Annotated in this window: 18 protein-coding genes; 6 read left to right on the top strand and 12 right to left on the bottom strand. The window is 65.3% G+C overall.

Translation table 11 applies throughout. From position 1 onward, the window contains the following. Positions 1-56 precede the first annotated feature (56 nt). From X741_RS147885 to tsaD, 5 genes are read right to left on the bottom strand one after another with little or no spacing between them, the layout of a single operon-like run. Entirely contained in the window at positions 57-740 is a 684-nt protein-coding gene (locus X741_RS147885) for a methyltransferase (RefSeq protein WP_023778857.1), read from the bottom strand. Next, the gene (locus X741_RS147890) at positions 737-1,162 is read right to left on the bottom strand and encodes an EVE domain-containing protein (RefSeq protein WP_023765939.1); all 426 of its coding nucleotides are present in this window, start codon (positions 1,160-1,162) and stop codon (positions 737-739) included. The genes X741_RS147885 and X741_RS147890 overlap by 4 nt, the downstream gene beginning before the upstream one ends. A gap of 35 nt (positions 1,163-1,197) precedes the next feature. Then, positions 1,198-1,494, bottom strand: coding sequence for a YciI-like protein (locus tag X741_RS147895; RefSeq protein WP_023778856.1), 297 nt, complete (start codon positions 1,492-1,494; stop codon positions 1,198-1,200). Between the two features lie 34 nt (positions 1,495-1,528). Then, positions 1,529-2,566, bottom strand: coding sequence for an NAD(P)H-dependent glycerol-3-phosphate dehydrogenase (locus X741_RS147900; RefSeq protein ID WP_051410480.1), 1,038 nt, complete (start codon positions 2,564-2,566; stop codon positions 1,529-1,531). An 11-nt stretch (positions 2,567-2,577) separates the two neighbouring features. Continuing rightward, positions 2,578-3,663 (bottom strand): tRNA (adenosine(37)-N6)-threonylcarbamoyltransferase complex transferase subunit TsaD, encoded by a 1,086-nt coding sequence (tsaD, locus tag X741_RS147905; RefSeq protein ID WP_198023978.1) that lies wholly within the window; start codon positions 3,661-3,663, stop codon positions 2,578-2,580. Between the two features lie 155 nt (positions 3,664-3,818). Between tsaD and hemC the strand changes: the two genes are divergently transcribed. The 6 genes from hemC to X741_RS147935 all read left to right on the top strand — a co-directional run bounded on the left by hemC (position 3,819) and on the right by X741_RS147935 (position 9,949). Further along, positions 3,819-4,745 (top strand): hydroxymethylbilane synthase, encoded by a 927-nt coding sequence (gene hemC, locus X741_RS147910; protein WP_023778853.1) that lies wholly within the window; start codon positions 3,819-3,821, stop codon positions 4,743-4,745. A gap of 2 nt (positions 4,746-4,747) precedes the next feature. Further along, positions 4,748-5,464, top strand: a complete 717-nt coding sequence (locus tag X741_RS147915) for a uroporphyrinogen-III synthase (RefSeq protein WP_023778852.1) — start codon at positions 4,748-4,750, stop codon at positions 5,462-5,464. A gap of 110 nt (positions 5,465-5,574) precedes the next feature. Next, positions 5,575-7,095, top strand: coding sequence for a COG4223 family protein (locus tag X741_RS147920; protein ID WP_023778851.1), 1,521 nt, complete (start codon positions 5,575-5,577; stop codon positions 7,093-7,095). A 10-nt stretch (positions 7,096-7,105) separates the two neighbouring features. Then, on the top strand, positions 7,106-8,704 hold the full coding sequence (locus X741_RS147925; protein ID WP_023778850.1) for a heme biosynthesis protein HemY: 1,599 nt from the start codon (positions 7,106-7,108) through the stop codon (positions 8,702-8,704). A gap of 30 nt (positions 8,705-8,734) precedes the next feature. Then, on the top strand, positions 8,735-9,214 hold the full coding sequence (locus X741_RS147930) for a TerB family tellurite resistance protein (RefSeq protein ID WP_023765947.1): 480 nt from the start codon (positions 8,735-8,737) through the stop codon (positions 9,212-9,214). Positions 9,215-9,232: 18 nt separating this feature from the next. Continuing rightward, positions 9,233-9,949 (top strand): glutamine amidotransferase, encoded by a 717-nt coding sequence (locus X741_RS147935; RefSeq protein ID WP_023765948.1) that lies wholly within the window; start codon positions 9,233-9,235, stop codon positions 9,947-9,949. Positions 9,950-10,010: 61 nt separating this feature from the next. On the opposite strand, the gene X741_RS147940 is transcribed toward X741_RS147935, so the two are convergent. The 7 genes from X741_RS147940 to gnd all read right to left on the bottom strand — a co-directional run bounded on the left by X741_RS147940 (position 10,011) and on the right by gnd (position 16,798). Further along, complete coding sequence (locus X741_RS147940; protein ID WP_023765949.1) at positions 10,011-10,319, bottom strand: NIPSNAP family protein; 309 nt, start codon at positions 10,317-10,319, stop codon at positions 10,011-10,013. 48 nt (positions 10,320-10,367) lie between these two features. Next, positions 10,368-11,606, bottom strand: a complete 1,239-nt coding sequence (locus X741_RS147945) for an MFS transporter (RefSeq protein ID WP_023778849.1) — start codon at positions 11,604-11,606, stop codon at positions 10,368-10,370. Between the two features lie 158 nt (positions 11,607-11,764). Next, positions 11,765-12,865 carry an aminotransferase class I/II-fold pyridoxal phosphate-dependent enzyme gene (locus tag X741_RS147950; RefSeq protein ID WP_023778848.1) on the bottom strand — a complete coding sequence of 367 codons (1,101 nt, stop codon included), beginning with the start codon at positions 12,863-12,865 and terminating at the stop codon, positions 11,765-11,767. Between the two features lie 121 nt (positions 12,866-12,986). After that, on the bottom strand, positions 12,987-13,451 hold the full coding sequence (locus X741_RS147955) for a MucR family transcriptional regulator (protein WP_013892322.1): 465 nt from the start codon (positions 13,449-13,451) through the stop codon (positions 12,987-12,989). Positions 13,452-13,663: 212 nt separating this feature from the next. Beyond that, on the bottom strand, positions 13,664-14,368 hold the full coding sequence (locus tag X741_RS147960; protein WP_023778847.1) for an ROK family protein: 705 nt from the start codon (positions 14,366-14,368) through the stop codon (positions 13,664-13,666). 14 nt (positions 14,369-14,382) lie between these two features. Beyond that, positions 14,383-15,759: a glucose-6-phosphate dehydrogenase gene (gene zwf / locus X741_RS147965; protein WP_023778846.1), complete on the bottom strand. Its 1,377-nt coding sequence runs from the start codon at positions 15,757-15,759 to the stop codon at positions 14,383-14,385. A 22-nt stretch (positions 15,760-15,781) separates the two neighbouring features. Beyond that, entirely contained in the window at positions 15,782-16,798 is a 1,017-nt protein-coding gene (gnd, locus tag X741_RS147970) for a phosphogluconate dehydrogenase (NAD(+)-dependent, decarboxylating) (RefSeq protein ID WP_023778845.1), read from the bottom strand. Positions 16,799-16,846 lie beyond the last annotated feature (48 nt).

Here is a 16,846-nt window from a genome sequence, read left to right as displayed (position 1 = left end):
GCAATTCCAGACGGAAAACCGCTCACACTTTTCCTGGAATTGCTCCAGATACAAATTTATGGAAACGCCTGTTCGGCGACGGCGTCAAGCAGTCGCCAGACAGTGGTGCGCTTTACCTCGGAATCCTCGAGTGCCCGTGTCACCGGGACCTCGTAGAACGCCAACGGCTCCAGCCCCGATCGCGGCAAATAGGAGCGGCCGGGATCGCCGATCAGGATATCGGCCCCGCGCCGTTTGAGAGCCGAGAACCAAGGCATCAGCCGGTCAGCGAAAGGCTTGTCGTAAAAGACATCGCCGGCCAGGACCACGTCCCAGCCCGCATCGGTGCCGACGCAATCCATGCCGAGGAATTGGACCTGGACATCATTGGCCTCGCTGTTGAGACGGATCGCCGTGGCGCAGAACGGATCGATGTCGGCGGCCATCACCTCGGCTGCGCCCGCTTTGGTGGCGGCGATGGCGACGAGGCCGGAGCCCGAGGCAAAGTCGAGCACGCGCTTGCCCCGCACGGTACCGGGATTGTCGATGACATGGCGGGCGAGGCCTTGGCCGCCGGCCCAGGCAAATGCCCAGAAGGGCGGCGGCAGGCCGATCTCGACCAGTTCGTCCTCGGTCCGCTGCCAGAGGTCGTGCGCCTCGTCGGCGAGGTGCAGAAGAACCTCCGGCACATGCGGCGGCGCCATCAGTGCCGTGTTGTCGAGGATGAATTTTTGCGCGCTGTTTGGCGTGAGTACCGTCACGGAGCAGGCGTCAGGCCGCCCATGCGGCAGACTTCCTTCCATTCCGCCGGGGTCACCGGCTGCACGGAAAGCCGTCCGAGCCGCACCAGCGCCATGTCGGCGAGTTTGGGATTGGCCTTGATCTCTCCCAGCGTCGGCGGGTTGGGCACCTCCTTGAAGGCGCGGATGTCGACGCACTCCCAGCGCGGGTCGTCGGTGGTGCTGTCGGGATGGGCGAGCGCGCAGACCTCGGCGATGCCGACCACGTTCAACCCCTCATTGGAGTGGTAGAAGAAGCCGAGATCGCCGATCTGCATGGCCTTCATGTTGTTGCGCGCGGCGTAGTTGCGCACGCCGTCCCATTGCGTGCCGGCCTTGCCCTTGGCCTTCAAGGCCTCGAAGGAGAAAACCGAGGGTTCGGATTTGAACAGCCAGTAGTTCATTCTTTTGCTCCCTCCTTGCGCACCAGCGAGCAGGATTAACTAACCGCCGGCTTGTTGAACGTCCAGTTCCACTGGCGGATTTCGACGCTTTCGAACAGGCCGGCCTTGGCGTAGGGATCGGCTGCCGACAAAGCCTGAGCGGCCGCGATATCCGGAGCCTCGATTACGGCGAGAGTGCCGTTCGGCTTGCCGTCGGCGTCAAGAAAAGGACCGGCGAAGGCGAGCTTCCCTGCACCGTTCAGGCCTTCGATGAAGACGACGTGGGCGGGCCGCGTGTCAAGGCGCACCTGCAGGCTGCCGGGCTTGTCCTTGCAAATCAACGCAAACAGCATGGTTTTCTCCTGGTTTCGGGATCAAGGTTGGGGATCAATCGTTGGTTTCGGTCTTTAGCGGCCGGGTCATCAGCGCCGTTACGGCTTGCCGCACGGTGATGGTGCCGTCCAGTATGGCGGCGACGGCGGCGATAATCGGCGCATCGATGTTGCGCTCGGCGGCGATGCGCGCGGCGATGGCCGCCGTAGGCACGCCCTCGGCCAGCGGCAGTCCGGAAAGTTCCTTGCCGTGCCCGAGCGCCAGCCCATAGGCGAAGTTGCGCGACTGGGCGGACGCGCAGGTGAGCAGCAGGTCGCCAAGGCCCGAAAGCCCCATCAAGGTCTCCGGCCGGGCGCCGAAGGCGGCACCGATGCGGCGCAGTTCGACAAAGCCGCGCGTCACCATGGCGGCCTGGGCGCTGGCGCCGAGCCCTGCCCCGGTAACGGCACCGGCGGCGATGGCAAAGACATTCTTCAAGGCGCCGCCGATCTCGACGCCAATCAGGTCATCGTTCGAATAGCAGCGCAGGTTCTCGGCCGAGAACCGGGCGGCAAGGTCGGCCGCCAGCGCTTCGTCGCGGGCCGCCACCACCACCGCCGTCGGCAGGCCGCGGGCAACGTCGGTGGCGAAGCTCGGGCCCGACAGAGCCGCGACGGGGTTTCCAGGGAGGATTTCCTCGACAATCGCCGACAGCAAGGCGCCGGTGTCGCGTTCGATGCCCTTGGCGCAGAGAACAAGCGGAATGCCGGCCGGCATGTGCGGCCTGGCGGCTGTCAGCATGGCACGAAGCGCTTGCGCTGGCGTCACCGCCAGCACGCAATCGGCACCGTCGAGCGCCGCTTGTATGTTGCTCGTCGCCACGATGCCGGGCTGGAGCGCGATGCCCGGCAGATAGCGTGGATTTTCGCCACGATCGATCGCGGCGACGGTCTCCGGGTCGCGTGCATAGAGGCGGACGAAATGGCCGGCGCGCAGCATGGCCAGCGCCAAAGCGGTGCCCCAGGCCCCGCCGCCGAGCACGGCAACGCGCCAGCCACTTGGCACAGGGTCGCCGCCGCTCACGCCCCTCTCGGTTAGGTCCGCCTCGATCATGCCCTCCTTGATCATGCTTTGGCTCCCCGCCGGCCGGAGCCGACCATCGGCGCCGAGATGCTGTCCAGCGGCCAGCGCGAACGGGGCACGAAATCGAAGCCGTTCTCCTGCGCCATGCCTTCGCGCAGCCGCTCGATACCGGCCCAGGCGATCATCGCCGCATTGTCGGTGCAAAGCTTCAGCGGCGGCGCGACGAAGGTGAAACCGGCCTGAGAGCACAGCCGTTCCAGCGTCGCCTTGATGGTGCGGTTGGCGGCGACGCCGCCGGCGACCACCAGCGCGGGCGTGTTCGTGCCCGGAAATGTCTCGCTGAACCGTGCCAGCGCGCGCGAAACGCGGTCGGCGAGCGCATCGGCGACCGCGGCCTGGAACGAGGCGCAGATGTCGGCCACGTCCTGGTCGCTCAGCGGCTCGATGGCGGTCGCCGCCTGGCGCACGGCGGTCTTGAGGCCGGAGAAGGAGAAATCAGGCTGCGCCGAGCCCTTCATCGGACGGGGAAAGGCAAAGCGGGCCGCATTGCCGGCCTGCGCCGCCTTCTCGACGTTCGGGCCGCCGGGATAGGGCAGGCCGAGCATCTTGGCGGTCTTGTCGAAGGCTTCGCCGAGCGCATCGTCGATGGTGGTCGCCCAACGCTGATAATCGCCAACGCCCCGCACGGCCAGGATCTGCGTATGTCCGCCGGAAACCAGCAGCAGCAGATAGGGAAAATCGAGCCCGTCTGTCAGCCGCGCCGTCAAGGCATGGCCTTCGAGGTGGTTGACGGCGATCAGCGGCTTGCCCGCCGCCGCGGCGATCGCCTTGGCCGTCATCAAGCCGACGATCAGGCCGCCGACGAGACCGGGACCGGCGGTGGCGGCGATGGCGTCGATATCGGCCAGCGCCACACCCGAATCGGCAAGGGCGGCCTCGACGATGCCGTCCAGCGCCTCGACATGGGCGCGCGCGGCGATCTCGGGCACGACACCGCCGAAGGCGGCATGCTCCTCGATCTGGCTGAGCACGATGTTGGACAGGATTTTCGGCGCGTCATAGCCTTCAAGCGCCACGACGCTGGCGGCGGTCTCATCGCAACTCGTCTCAATGCCCAGAACGCGGATCAATTCGTCGCTGTCTCCTAAGATTGTATCGTGAAGCTTTCCCCGTTAGGAGAAAGCCGAAAGGCCTCGGTTATTCCAACTGCATTTCCGCGATGCCAAGTGGCTCCACTTGGCTGCAAAATGCTCTGGCCGGGGGTTATCACGGACCGCGCGCCATGCAAACAACCTTGAAAATCGGAACACGCGGCAGCCCGCTGGCGCTGGCCCAGGCCCATGAAACGCAGGCGCGGCTGATGGCCGCGCATGGCTTGCCGGCGGAAGCGTTCGAGGTGGTTGTCATCTCGACCAGCGGCGACCGCATCCAGGACCGGCCGCTATCGGAGGCCGGCGGCAAGGGCCTGTTCACCAAGGAGATCGAGGAGGCGCTGCTGGCGGGCGCCATCGACATCGCCGTGCATTCGTCGAAGGACATGCCGACGCAACTGCCCGACGGCCTTGAACTCTCGGCCTTCCTGCCGCGCGAGGACGCGCGCGACGCCTATGTCGGCAAGGCGGCGAAGACGATCGCCGACCTGCCGCGCGGCGCAAAAGTCGGCTCGTCGTCGCTCAGGCGGCAGGCGCTGATCCGCCGCATGCGGCCGGATCTCGACGTGGTGATGTTCCGCGGCAATGTGCAGACGCGGCTGCGCAAGCTGGACGAAGGGGCCGCCGCCGGCACCATCCTTGCCTATGCCGGGCTGAAGCGGCTCGGGCTCGACCATGTCGTCACCGACCTGATCCCGCTCGACGTCTTTCCGCCGGCGCCGGGCCAGGGCGCGATCGGCATCGAGACCCGCATCGGCGATCGCGCTGTCGAAAAGATGCTGGTGGCGATCCATGACGTGCCGACCGGACAGGCGCTCGCCTGCGAGCGCGCCTTCCTGGCGGCGCTCGACGGTTCCTGCCGCACGCCGATCGCCGGCTACGCGGCGATCGAGGGTGGGACACTTAATTTCGCCGGCCTGATCATCTCGCCCGACGGCACGCAGTCGCACACGATCGAGCTGCAGGGGCCAGCGCAGGATGCCGCCCGCATCGGCAGGGAAGCCGCCGGGACGGTGCGGGCCAAGGCCGGTGAACAGTTCTTCGATGGCTGGCTCTGAAAATGCCGGGCGTCCTGGTGACCAGGCCGGAACCGGGGGCTTCGCGTACGGCGCGGCGGGTCCTGGAGGCGGGTTTCCAGCCGATTCTCCTGCCTTTGACCGAAACGGCGGCTTTGCCTACCGATGCCGGTCAGGTTCCGGCTGATGCTGTCGCCGTTGCCGTCACCAGCGCCAACGCCGTGCGCCATGCTTCGGAAGAAATCATCGCGGCGCTCGCGGCCTTGCCTTGCCATGCCGTTGGAAAGCGGACAGCCGAAGCCGCGCGCGACGCAGGGTTCCTGTCGGTGCGCCAGGGTCCGGGCGATGCCGAGGCGCTGGCCGAAAACATGGGCGATACCTTTTCCGGCAAGACGATCGTCTATCTCTGCGGACGCGTGCGGTTCCCGGTATTCGAACAGCGGCTGGAAGGCGCTGGCGTCCAGGTCCACCCCGTCGAGACCTACGACACTTCAGCGGTGCGTTGTTCCGACAAGGACGTTCTTGCGCTGACGTCGGGCCAACCGGTCGATGCGGTGCTGCTCTATTCGGCCAAGGCGGCTGCCGCGATGCAGGTTTTGGCCGCAAGGCCCGCCTTGAAATTACTCTTTGAAAAAACACGGTTTTTGGCACTTTCCCAGCGCATCGCCGCTGCTCTTGACTATGGCGCCGGCAAAGCAATCGAGATTGCCGCGACGCCCGACGAAGACGCGCTGCTGGCACTTTTGCCGGCGCCCCGCTGACCCGCGTCATCACACCGCCCCTTTTCACCGCTTGGTGATGTGCTAGACCCTTTCTGAACCATCACGCGCCGCCAGGCGTTGAGACGAAGCGAATTTTGCGGAGCCCAGGCATGGTCAAGACGCCGAAGATGCGACACTCGAAAGGCCGCCGCGACCCGGTGACCATCGATCTCGATCCGGGTGCGGTCTCGCGCATCGTCGACGAGGATGCTGGCAAGAATGCAGCAGCGGGGGACGCAGCAGCTGGGAATGCGGCCCAGACCGATGAGGCGAAGGCGGAGGAGGCCGCGAACGCCTCGCAGCCGGAGGCTCCCGAAGAGCCGGTGCATGCCGACCAGGTCGATCTCGAACCCTGGGAACATGCCGATGCCGCCGCGGGACAGTCCGGGGCGGATACGGCGGCAAGGGCCAAGGCCGCCGAGCCGGAAATGCCTTATCCTGGCTCGGACACGCCATCCGACCGCGCGAAGCCTTCTTCCGACTACAACTTTGAGGACGCAACCACCAAGACTGGTGAAACCAAGGCAGGTGAAACCAACGCAGGCGTGGGAAAAACCGACGCAAGGAGCGGACCGAGGGCAGCGCAGCCGAAGCGCGGCGGCCTCAACGGCCTCGCCGCCGGCATCATCGGCGGTGTCATCGCGCTGGTCGGCGCCGGCAGCCTGCAATTCGCCGGCCTGCTCGGCGCGCCGGGTTCCGGCGCCGGCGTCTCGCTCGATGGCGTCAACAGCGACATCGCCTCGCTGAAGAGCGAAATCACCCGCCTGAAGGAGGCCGGCGGCAACAACGATGCAGCGGCCAAGCTGGTTGGGCTTTCTTCGGGCCTGGAGCAGGTTAAGGCCGATGTCGCGGCGCTGAAATCGGCGGTTGAATCCGGCGGCGCCGGCGACAATGCCGGGCTCGCCGCACTCGGCGACAAGGTCAAGCAGATCGAAACCGCGGTCGCGGCTCTCGGCAAAGCCGGCAGCACGGCGCCGGTCGATCTCGGCCCGCTCAACGAAAAACTGGCGGATCTCGATGCGCTGGTGAAATCGACAGGCGAGGCGGCGAAGGCCCAGGACGGACGGCTCGCCGCGCTCGAACAGTCGGTGTCGCAGCTCTCCGGCAAGGTCGACGCCCAGGCTTCGCAGCCGAAGATCGCGCTCGCTATCGCCGCCTCGGCGCTGAAGGCGGCGCTCGACCGTGGCGCGCCGTTCTCGGCCGAACTCGATACGCTGGCCGCGATTTCGCCCAACGCGCCTGAACTCGCGACCTTGCGGCCCTATGCCGAAAAGGGCGTCCCAACCCGTGCCGAGATTGCATCGCAGATGGATGCCGCGGCCAATGCCATGGTCGCCGCCGCAACGCCGGTCGATCAGAATGCCGGCTTCCTCGACAATTTGATGTCGAGCGCCGAATCGCTGGTCAAGGTCCGGCCGATCGGCGCCGTGGAAGGGGCCGGCGCGCCGGAAACGGTCGCGCGCATGGAGGTGGCGGTCAACCAGGGCGACTACGCCAAGGCACTCAGCGAATACGACACGCTGCCGGCAGCGGTGAAGACCGCCGGCGCTGACTTTGCCGGCAAACTGAAGGCCCGCGTCGAGGTCGAAACCCAGGTCGACGCGCTGATCTCCAGCGCGATGAAGGCATGAGGGCAACACAATGATCCGCCTGCTCGCCTTCCTCGTCGTCGTCTTCGCGCTAGGGCTGGGCTTTGCCTGGCTGGCCGACCGGCCGGGCGACATGGTCATCACCTTCAACGGCTACCAGTACCAGGTCAGCCTGATGGTCGCGGCGGTGGCCGTCGTGGCGGTCGTGGCCGCGGTGATGATCGCGTGGTGGCTCGTCAAGTCGCTGTGGAACAGCCCCTACACCATCTCGCGCTATTTCCGCGTGCGCCGCCGCGACCGCGGCTATCAGGCACTGTCGACCGGCATGATCGCCGCCGGCGCCGGCGACGGTGCGCTGGCGCGCAAGAAGACCAAGGAAGCGGCCAAGCTGATCCGCTCCGACCAGGAACCGCTGATCCATCTCCTGGAGGCGCAAGCGTCGCTGCTCGAAGGCGACCATGAAGGCGCGCGGCAGAAATTCGAGAGCATGCTGGACGATCCCGAGATGCGGCTGCTTGGCCTGCGTGGCCTCTATCTGGAAGCCGAACGCCTGGGCGACCGCAACGCGGCGCGCCATTATGCCGGTCGTGCCGCGGTGATGGCGCCGCAGCTCGCCTGGGCTGCCGAATCGACGCTGGAGGAGTTGACCGCGCGCGGCGACTGGGACGGCGCCCTGAAGTTGGTCGATGCGCAGAAGTCGACACGGCAGATCGAACGCGACGCCGCCAACCGCCGCCGTGCCGTGCTGCTGACCGCCAAGGCGCAGTCGCTCGCCGACAGCGACCCCAACACGGCAAGGACAGCGGCGCTCGAGGCCAACAAGCTGCGGCCGGACTTTGCCCCCGCCGCCGTCGCCGCCGCCGCGGCGCTGTTCAAGCAGAACGACGTGCGCAAGGGCTCGAAGATCCTGGAGACGGCATGGAAGGCCGAGCCGCATCCGGAGGTCGCCGAGCTCTATACCCATGCAAGGCCGGGCGACGCCGTGCTCGACCGCCTCAACCGGGCGAAGAAGCTGCAGGAGATGAAGAAGAACCACGCCGAATCGTCGATGACGGTGGCGCGCGCCGCGCTCGACGCGCAGGATTTTTCGACCGCCCGCCGCGAGGCCGAGGCGGCGATCCGGATGGACCGCCGCGAGGGCGCGTATCTGCTGCTCGCCGACATCGAGGAGGCCGAGACCGGCGACCAGGGCAAGGTCAGGCAACTGCTCTCCAAGGCGGTACGGGCGCCGCGCGATCCGGTCTGGGTCGCCGACGGCGTGGTTTCGGAACGCTGGGCGCCGGTATCGCCGGTCACCGGCCGGCTCGATGCCTTCGAGTGGCGTGCGCCGATGGAGCGGCTTGGCCAGCTCATAGATAGCCGTGATGAGGCTCCGGACACCGTGCCGGTCATCGAGGCCCTGTCCAAGCCGGTCAGCGAAACGTCGGCCGGCGCGATCGAACATGCCACCACGGGCGGCGAGGCGACGGACAAGGCGGCCGAAAGCCGCGAAGACCACGTCACGCCGGTTACGGCCGCGGCGTTCGCGGCGGTGCCGGCCGATGCCGAGGGCGTGGAGCCGGCGGAAGAATTGACGCGCTTGCCGGACGATCCCGGCGTCGATCCGGACGACGAGGCGGAGAAGTCGCCGCGCCGCTTCCGGCTGTTTTGATTTGGCCATCGGGCGGTTGGGAATGAATTGATGTTCGAACGTGTTCTGTCGTTTCTCAGGGACTTGCCGGCCAGTTCCGGCACGCATGCCAGCACGGACGATCCGCGCGTCGCCGCCTCGGCGCTGCTCTACCATGTGATGAATGCCGACGGCGTGCGGCAGGATGTCGAATGGGAACGGTTCAAGGCGGTGCTGGCGCAGAGCTACTCGATCAGCGGCGCCGAACTCGAGGCGCTCGCCGCCGCCGGCGAGCGTGCCGACAACGAGGCGATCGACCTCTATGCCTTCACCAGCGTTCTCAAGCGCCACCTCGACGCGGACGGGCGCAAGGCCTTCATCGGCCTGATGTGGGAGATCGTCTATGCCGATGGCGAGCTGCATGAACTCGAGGACAACACGGTGTGGCGCGTCGCCGAACTGATCGGCGTCGAGCGCCACGACCGGGTCGAGGCGCGCCGCAAGGCGGCGGCGCAAGCGCCCGGCGCGCGCGGAACCTCCAGCGACGAATAGACGGGATCCCGCCTGCCGATGCCGCGCCAAACGAGCCCGAAGCCAAAAATCCTGATCGTCCTGCATCAGGAGAATTCGAGCCCCGGACGCGTCGGCCACATGCTCATCGAAGAGGGTTTCGATCTCGACATCCGCCGTCCGCCGCTTGGCGACGCGTTGCCGGAAACGCTCGATGGCCACGCCGGCGCCGTGGTGTTCGGCGGACCGATGAGCGCCAATGACGAGGACGAGTTCGTCCGCCGCGAGACCAGCTGGCTGGACATTCCGCTCAAGGAAAACCGGCCGCTGCTCGGCATCTGCCTTGGCGCGCAGATGCTGGTCAATCATCTCGGCGGCAAGGTCGAGGGTCACGGCGAAGGGCTGGTCGAGATCGGCTGGTATCCGCTCAAGGCGACCGAAGCCGGCAAGAAGCTGATGCACTGGCCCGAAATGGTCTACCAGTTTCATCGCGAAGGCTTTTCGCTGCCGAGCGACGCGATCTTGCTGGCGACGGCGGAGACCTATCCCAACCAGGCCTTCCGCTATGGCGATAATGCCTGGGGCATCCAGTTCCACGGCGAACTGACCAGGGTGATGATGCAGCGCTGGGTGGTGCGCGGCGCGCATCGCTTCGAGCTGCCCGGCGCGCAGCCGGGCCGCGATCATTTGGGGGGCCGGCTGATCTGGGATTTACATCTGAAGCGCTGGCTGGACGAGTTCCTGCGCATGGTGTTCGGCAGGCCAGCGGTACGGTAGCTCGGTTTTCTTGCAATTCCGGACGAGGACGGTTTTCGCGTTTTCCGAAACATCCACTTTTCTAGGCTTCGAGCACAGGCCGCATGAAGCTGCGCTCATAGCTGAGAATGCTGCGATTGCGTTTTTCCGTTTCGAACACTTCCTGGCATTCCGGGTCGGCAGCCATCCGTTTGCGGTAGTCCTCGTAGTCGGCAAGGCTCGGAAAGCTGAACATGGCATAGGCGATATTGCTCGCCCCTTCGCTTGGAAGGAAATAGCCGTGATGGTTTCCACCGAGACGATTGACCAGACCGATCCAGCGACGGCCATATTCTTCAAACTCGGCAAGCTTGTAAGGATCGATGACATATTTCAGGTAACAAGTGATCATGGGAGTTCCTGTGACAGGGTGACGAATCTTGCCGACGGTTAGCGCGCGTCAGTTTCGCCCGTTGAGGTGGCGAACCCTGCGCAATTGCGGGAACAGATACGCCCACAGGCCGGCAACGGCGATGGCGCCGACGCCGCCGATCACCACCGCCGGAACGGTGCCGATCAATGCCGCCATGGTGCCCGCACGGAATTCGCCGACCTCGTTGGAGGCGCCGACGAAGACCTGGTTGACGGCGTTGACGCGGCCGCGCACTTCGTCCGGCGTCCACAACTGGATCAGCGTTTCCCTGATGTAGACACTGAACATGTCGGTGGCGCCCAGCAAGGCAAGGGCGACGATGGACAGCCAGGTGATGGTCGACAGGCCGAACAGCACGGTGCAGGCGCCGAATGCGGCGACGAAGCCGAGCATGATCTTGCCGGCATTGTCGCGAAGCGGGTGCCCGGCCAGCCAGACCGCAACGCAGATGGCGCCGATGCCGGGCGCCGAGCGCAACAGGCCGAGGCCCCAGGGGCCGAGTTCAAGGATATCGCGCGCATAGACCGGCAGCAGCGCCGAGGCGCCGGACAGGAGCACGGCGAAGAGGTCGAGCGAGATGGCGCCGAGCACGATCTTCTCGCTCCAGATGTAGCGGAAGCCGGCAAACAGCGTTTCCATCGTCGGCTTGTCGGTTGCGGTCTGCTGGGCGGGCTTGGGAATGGTGAAGATCAGCAGGCCCGCCACCAGCATCAGCGCGGAGGCGACGGCGTAGGCGGCTTCCGGCGAGACGCCATAGAGCAGGCCGCCGGCGATCGGGCCGACGATCGTCGCCGTCTGCCAGGCGGACGAGTTCCACGCAATCGCGTTGCCGAAATCTTCCGGCGGCACCAGATTGGCGAACAGCGACGAGGAGGCCGGTCCGTAAAAGGCGCGCGCCATGCCGAACAGCGCCAGAACGACGAAGATCGGCAGCGGACTGACAAGGCCGCGCAGCGTGAAGTACAGGAGAACGAGCGCACAGCTTGCCTCGACCACCGTTGCCAAGGCCATGATCAGGCGGCGGCCGAAGCGATCCGCGACGACGCCGGTGACCAGCACCAAAAGCAGCGACGGCAGGAACTGGACGATACCGACAATGCCGAGATCGAAGGGATCGCGCGTCAAATCATAGATCTGCCAGCCGACGGCGACGGACACGATCATGGTGGCGAAGGTGGTGAGGAAGCGCGCCGTCCAATAGCTGAGGAAGGCTTTGTGCCGGAACGCGGCGTAACGCTGCTCCGGGGAAGTTTGTAGGGATGTCATCGAGTGAGGCCCCGTTGCTATGACATTGACCGGCGGGGCACTTCCCGGATGGGCGCTGTTCCGATCAATGAAACTTATCAAAGTTCGGCGGGCATATGCGTTAAAATCACGCCTGGATCAAGGGACTTTCACCTTGGTCGATCCATCGCACAAGGAAGTTACCGTCGCAGCGCGGCCGAAATGGCATCGAGTCCACCCCTCAACTCGGCCTCGGTCGGCCAGCCGAAACCGACCCGGAAGAAGCGCTTCGGCATCTCGAACCAGTGACCGGGTCCGACATAGGTGCCGTGGTTTTCCAGCAGGTTCACATAGAACCGGTCGAGGTCGAAGCCGGGTTCGACATTGAGGCGCGGGAAGCCGACGACACCGCCTTCGGGCCGCACCCAGTCGATCAGCGGCTCGTGGTCGATCCAGGCCTGGACGATGTCGCGTCGCCCTGCCATTTCGGGCAGCAGCGTCGCCAGGAAGGCGTCCCGGCGCTCCAGCATGCCGCGTGCGATACCTTCGTCGATGACGCTGCCGCAGATGCCGATCTGCTCCTTGGCGGCAAGGAACATCTCCTGAAGGGCCGCATCCCTGGTGATCAGCCAGCCGATACGGATGCCGGGAATGCCGAAGGCTTTCGACAGCGACGAGACACTGATGGCCTTCCGGCTCAGCGAGGCCGCCGACGGCAGCCGCCTGCCATAGGAGAGATCGCGATAGGTCTCGTCGACCAGCAAATGGCAGTTGCCGGCTTCGGCCAAAGCCACCAGTGCGTCGAGTTCGGCGCGGCTCATCATCGTGCCGGTCGGATTGTGCGGGCAGGTGACGCTGATCAGCTTCGTGTTTGGCCGCATCGCCGCCTTGACGGCCTCGACATCGATGGCAAAGCCGTCGTCGAAGGCGAGGTCGACAAAGCCGATGGCGCAGCCGATCGCCCTGGGGGTTTCGATGTTGGTGGCGTAATTTGGTCTGACGACGACGAGGTGATCGTCGGCCGACAGAAGCGCGGTCGAGATGATGAACAGCGCGCCGGCGGCGCCGGCGGTGACCAGCACATCATCGGGCGAAACGCCGGCATCCTGAGCCGCGATCAGCGCACGCAAGTCCCTATCGCCGCGATGCTCGCCATAGAAAAGCGTCAGGTCGGGCAGCGACAGGCCGATTTCGGAGAGCTTCTGGTCGGCGATCGAACTTTCGGAGAGATTATAGCGGATACGGTCGTAGCCGTACTCTTCCGGCGCCTCTTTCTCGATCACCATCCTAGTGTAGTTCATGGCATCCCCCAGATCACCCTGTCTGGCCTATCCAAGCCACAAAAACATGAAGCCTGCCAAGGCGAATTCGCCGGCAGGCTTCTGTTCCAGTCGTCCTAACGATTGGCTCAGCTTTGAATGGTCAGGCCGAAACCTTGGCCTTCCGGGCCTTGCCCTTGACGGGCGCCACTACGGCCGCCTTGCGGCCAAGGCCGATCGACTTCGCCAGCAGCGAACGCGAGGCGGCGTAGTTGGGGGCGACCATCGGGTAGTCCGACGGCAGACCCCATTTGGCGCGATAGGCGTCCGGGCTCAGGCCGAAATGCACGCCGAGATGGCGCTTCAGCGATTTGAACTTCTTGCCGTCCTCGAGGCAGATGATGAAATCCGGCATCACCGACTTCTTGGGGTTGACCGCGGGGACCAGGGGTGCCGCCACCGGAACGGCCGGCTTGCCGAGGCTGCTGATCGAGGTGGCGACGCTGGCAATGAGGTCGGCCAGGCCGGAGGCGGGCAAGCGGTTCTTCTCGACGTAGGCGGACACAATATGAGCGGTCAGCTCGAGAAGGTCGATGTCTTTGCGAGCGTCGTTGCTATCGTCGGTCAATCTTTCCTCCGTCTATGGCGCGCAGCCTCGAAAATCGGGCTCGTTTTCGAAAGGACAGTGCGCGAACCCTAAGTGCTGAAGCGACTTTCGTGGACCCTTCGGTCGCGCCGCAGTGTAGTTCGGCGAAACTCCTAGTCGGCAAATCTGCTTAATGCAATGACTGACGTGGCGTCACACGTGATTTTGAACAACTATACTAAAACGTAATAATATCAGACGATCAAGGCCTCGTCTCGCCACAGACGAAACCCGCCTTCGAAAGCGCGTGTGTTGTCGCCGCGCCTGCTGTCGGTGGGCAGCTCGTCGAGCTTGTCGACATTGCCGCCGCCGATGACGATATAGTCGGGCTGCAAGGCGGCGCGGAGCCGGCCGACGACGTCGAACACATATTTGCGCCACTTCTTCTTGCCGTGCATTTTCAGGCCGCGTTCGCCGACATAGTCCTCGAAGCTCCTGCCTTTCCTGTAAGGAAGATGGGCGAGTTCCATCGGCTGGCCGACATTGTCGAGGACCATCGCCGCGCCGAGGCCGGTGCCGAGGCCCAGGAAAAGCATGCGCCCGCCTTCATAGCTGCCGATGGCCTGCATGAGCGCATCATTGACCACCTTGACCGGCTTGCCGAACTGCGTGGCGAAATCGAAGCCGGCCCAACCCTTGCCGAGGTTCATGGGGTCGAGCACCGGCTTGTTGTGACGCACCGGGCCTGGATAGCCCATCGAGATGACGTCGTAGGACAGGCCCTCGGCGAGCTTTTTCACCACGTCGATCATCTGTCGTGGTGTCAGGTCCGGGCCCGAATCGGCCAGACGTTCCGCTCCGCCGGCGCTGGTCAGGATCTTGACGTGCGAGCCTCCGATATCGATCGAAAGCACGATCTTGCCGGTGTCCGCAGCCTTCTGCTTTGCCGCCTTGGCCATCGCTTCCCCTCCGCTCATGCTATCGGGTCGATCCAGCCATTTGGCGGACCGAAGTCGGCCATGGCGTCCGCCGGTCCCCATGTCCTGGGCTCGTAAAGGTGCGGCGGGGTGGTGTCGCCGAGCACCGGGCCGACGATGCGCCAGGCAAGCTCGGCCGCGTCCTGGCGCGTGAAGAGCTGGCCATTGCCGTTCATGGCGTCGCCGATCAGCCTTTCATAAGGCGGCATGTCGCCCTTGCTGTCGTCGAGCGCGGTGAGTTCCACCTGCTCGCCGACCATGTCGTCGCCGGGCGCCTTGCGCTGCGCGCCGATGGCGATCACCACCTGCGGGTCGATGCGGAAGCGCACGTAGTTCTGGTCGGCGGGCTTGATCGGGTCGAAGACGTCGAGCGGCGGCCGCTTCAGCCGCACCACCACCTCGGTGACATGCACCGGCATGTTCTTGCCGGCGCGGATGAAGAACGGCACGTCCTGCCAGCGCCATGTGTCGACGAAGAAACGCACTGCCGCGAAGGTCTCGACCGGCGAGTTCGGCGCCACGCCGGGCTCCGCCAGATAGCCGGTGAACTGGCCGCGCACGACATCGTCCTTCGTCAGCGTCCTGATCGCCCGCAGCACCTGCACCTTTTCGTCGATCAGGTCGTCGGCCGAGCGGCCGACGGGCGGCTCCATGGCCAGCAGCAAGAGAATGTTGAGCAGATGGTTCTCGATGACGTCCCTGATGCAGCCGACGTCGTCATAGAAGCGGCCGCGCCCTTCGACGCCGAAATCCTCGGCCATGGTGATCTGCACGCTTTCGACGTAGTTGCGGTTCCAGATCGGCTCGAGCAGCGAATTGGCGAAGCGGAAATAGAGCAGGTTCTGGATCGCTTCCTTGCCGAGATAGTGGTCGATGCGGAAGATCGACTGTTCGTCGAACACCAGGTGCAGCACCCGGTTCAGCCAGCGCGCCGACTGCAAATCGTGCCCGAAGGGCTTTTCCACCATCAGCCGCGCGCCGTGTGCCGTGCCCGACTGCTCCAGCCCTTGCACGACGGTCTCGAACATGGTCGGCGGCACCGCCATGTAGTGCAGCGGCCGCTGGGCGCTGCCGAGTGCGCTCTTCAGTTTTTCGAAGGTCGCGCCGTCGCGGTAGTCGCCGCTGACATAGCGCAGCAAATTGGCGAATTTGGCGAAGATCTTTTCGTCGATCTTGCCGAGCGCGTTGATGATGCCGTCGCGGACGCGGGCCTGCAACTGCTTCAAATCCCAAGCGTCGAAGGCCACGCCGATCACCGGTTCGGTGAGCGTGCCCTTGGCGACCATCTGGTAAAGCGCCGGAAATATCTTCTTGTGGGCGAGGTCGCCTGTCGCCCCGAAGAGCACCAGCGTGTCGGACCGTTCCTGGCTCATGCCTGCGTCTCCCCTGCCGCCGTCACTTGCCGGCCTTCGGCTTCTCGACATGGCCGCCGAAGGCATAGCGCATGGCGGACAACAGCTTGTCGGAGAACTCGGATTCGCCTTGCGAGGAGAAGCGGTCGAACAGCGCCGAGGACAGCACCGGCGCCGGCACGCCGGTGTCGATCGCCGCCTTCAGCGTCCAGCGGCCCTCGCCGGAATCCGAGACCCGGCCGCCGAACTGCGCCAGGCCCGGATCGCTCTTCAGCGCGCCGGCGGTGAGATCGAGCAGCCAGGAGCCGATGACGCTGCCATGGCGCCAGACCTCGGCGACCTGGGGAAGGTCGATGTCGAACTGGTAGTATTGCGGGTTTTCCAGCGGGCTGGTCTCGGCGTCGGCGGTGCGCTGCCGCTTGCCGGCATTGGCCGATTTCAGGATGTTCATGCCTTCGGCATAAGCGGCCATGACGCCATATTCGATGCCATTGTGCACCATCTTGACGAAGTGGCCCGCGCCGCTCGGCCCGCAATGCAGGTAACCGAACGGTGCCGTGCCGGCAGCCTTGTCGGGGGCAGGCGTGCCGGCATCGGCGCCCGGTGCCAGCGTGGCGAAGACCGAATCGAGGTGCTGCACCGCGACGTCGGGGCCGCCGATCATCAGGCAGTAGCCGCGCTCCAGGCCCCAGACACCGCCGCTGGTGCCGACATCGACGAGATGGATACCCTTGGCGGCCAGTTTGGCGGCCTGGTCGACGGCGTCGTGATAGTAGGAATTGCCGCCGTCGATGACGATGTCGCCGGGCTCCATCAGGGCCGCGACCTGATCGATGATCTTGCCGGTGATGACGGCCGGCAGCATCAGCCAGACGCAGCGCGGCTTGGCGAGCTTGCCGACGAATTCCGCCATCGAGGCGGCCCCAAGGGCGCCGTCGCCGACCAGGGCCGCGACGCTGGCGGGGTTGATGTCGTAGACGACGCATTCATGGCCGTCGCGCATCAGGCGGCGGACCATGTTGGCGCCCATCCGGCCCAGTCCCATCATTCCGATCTGCATGGTTTCGTCCCTGTTTGCTGGAGATTTGGGGTTTGTCGAGGAAGGATT

The organism is Mesorhizobium sp. LNHC221B00, assembly GCF_000502935.1.
GTDB classification, from domain to species: Bacteria; Pseudomonadota; Alphaproteobacteria; order Rhizobiales; family Rhizobiaceae; genus Mesorhizobium; species Mesorhizobium opportunistum.
This window is presented reverse-complemented; position numbering and strand designations above follow the sequence as displayed.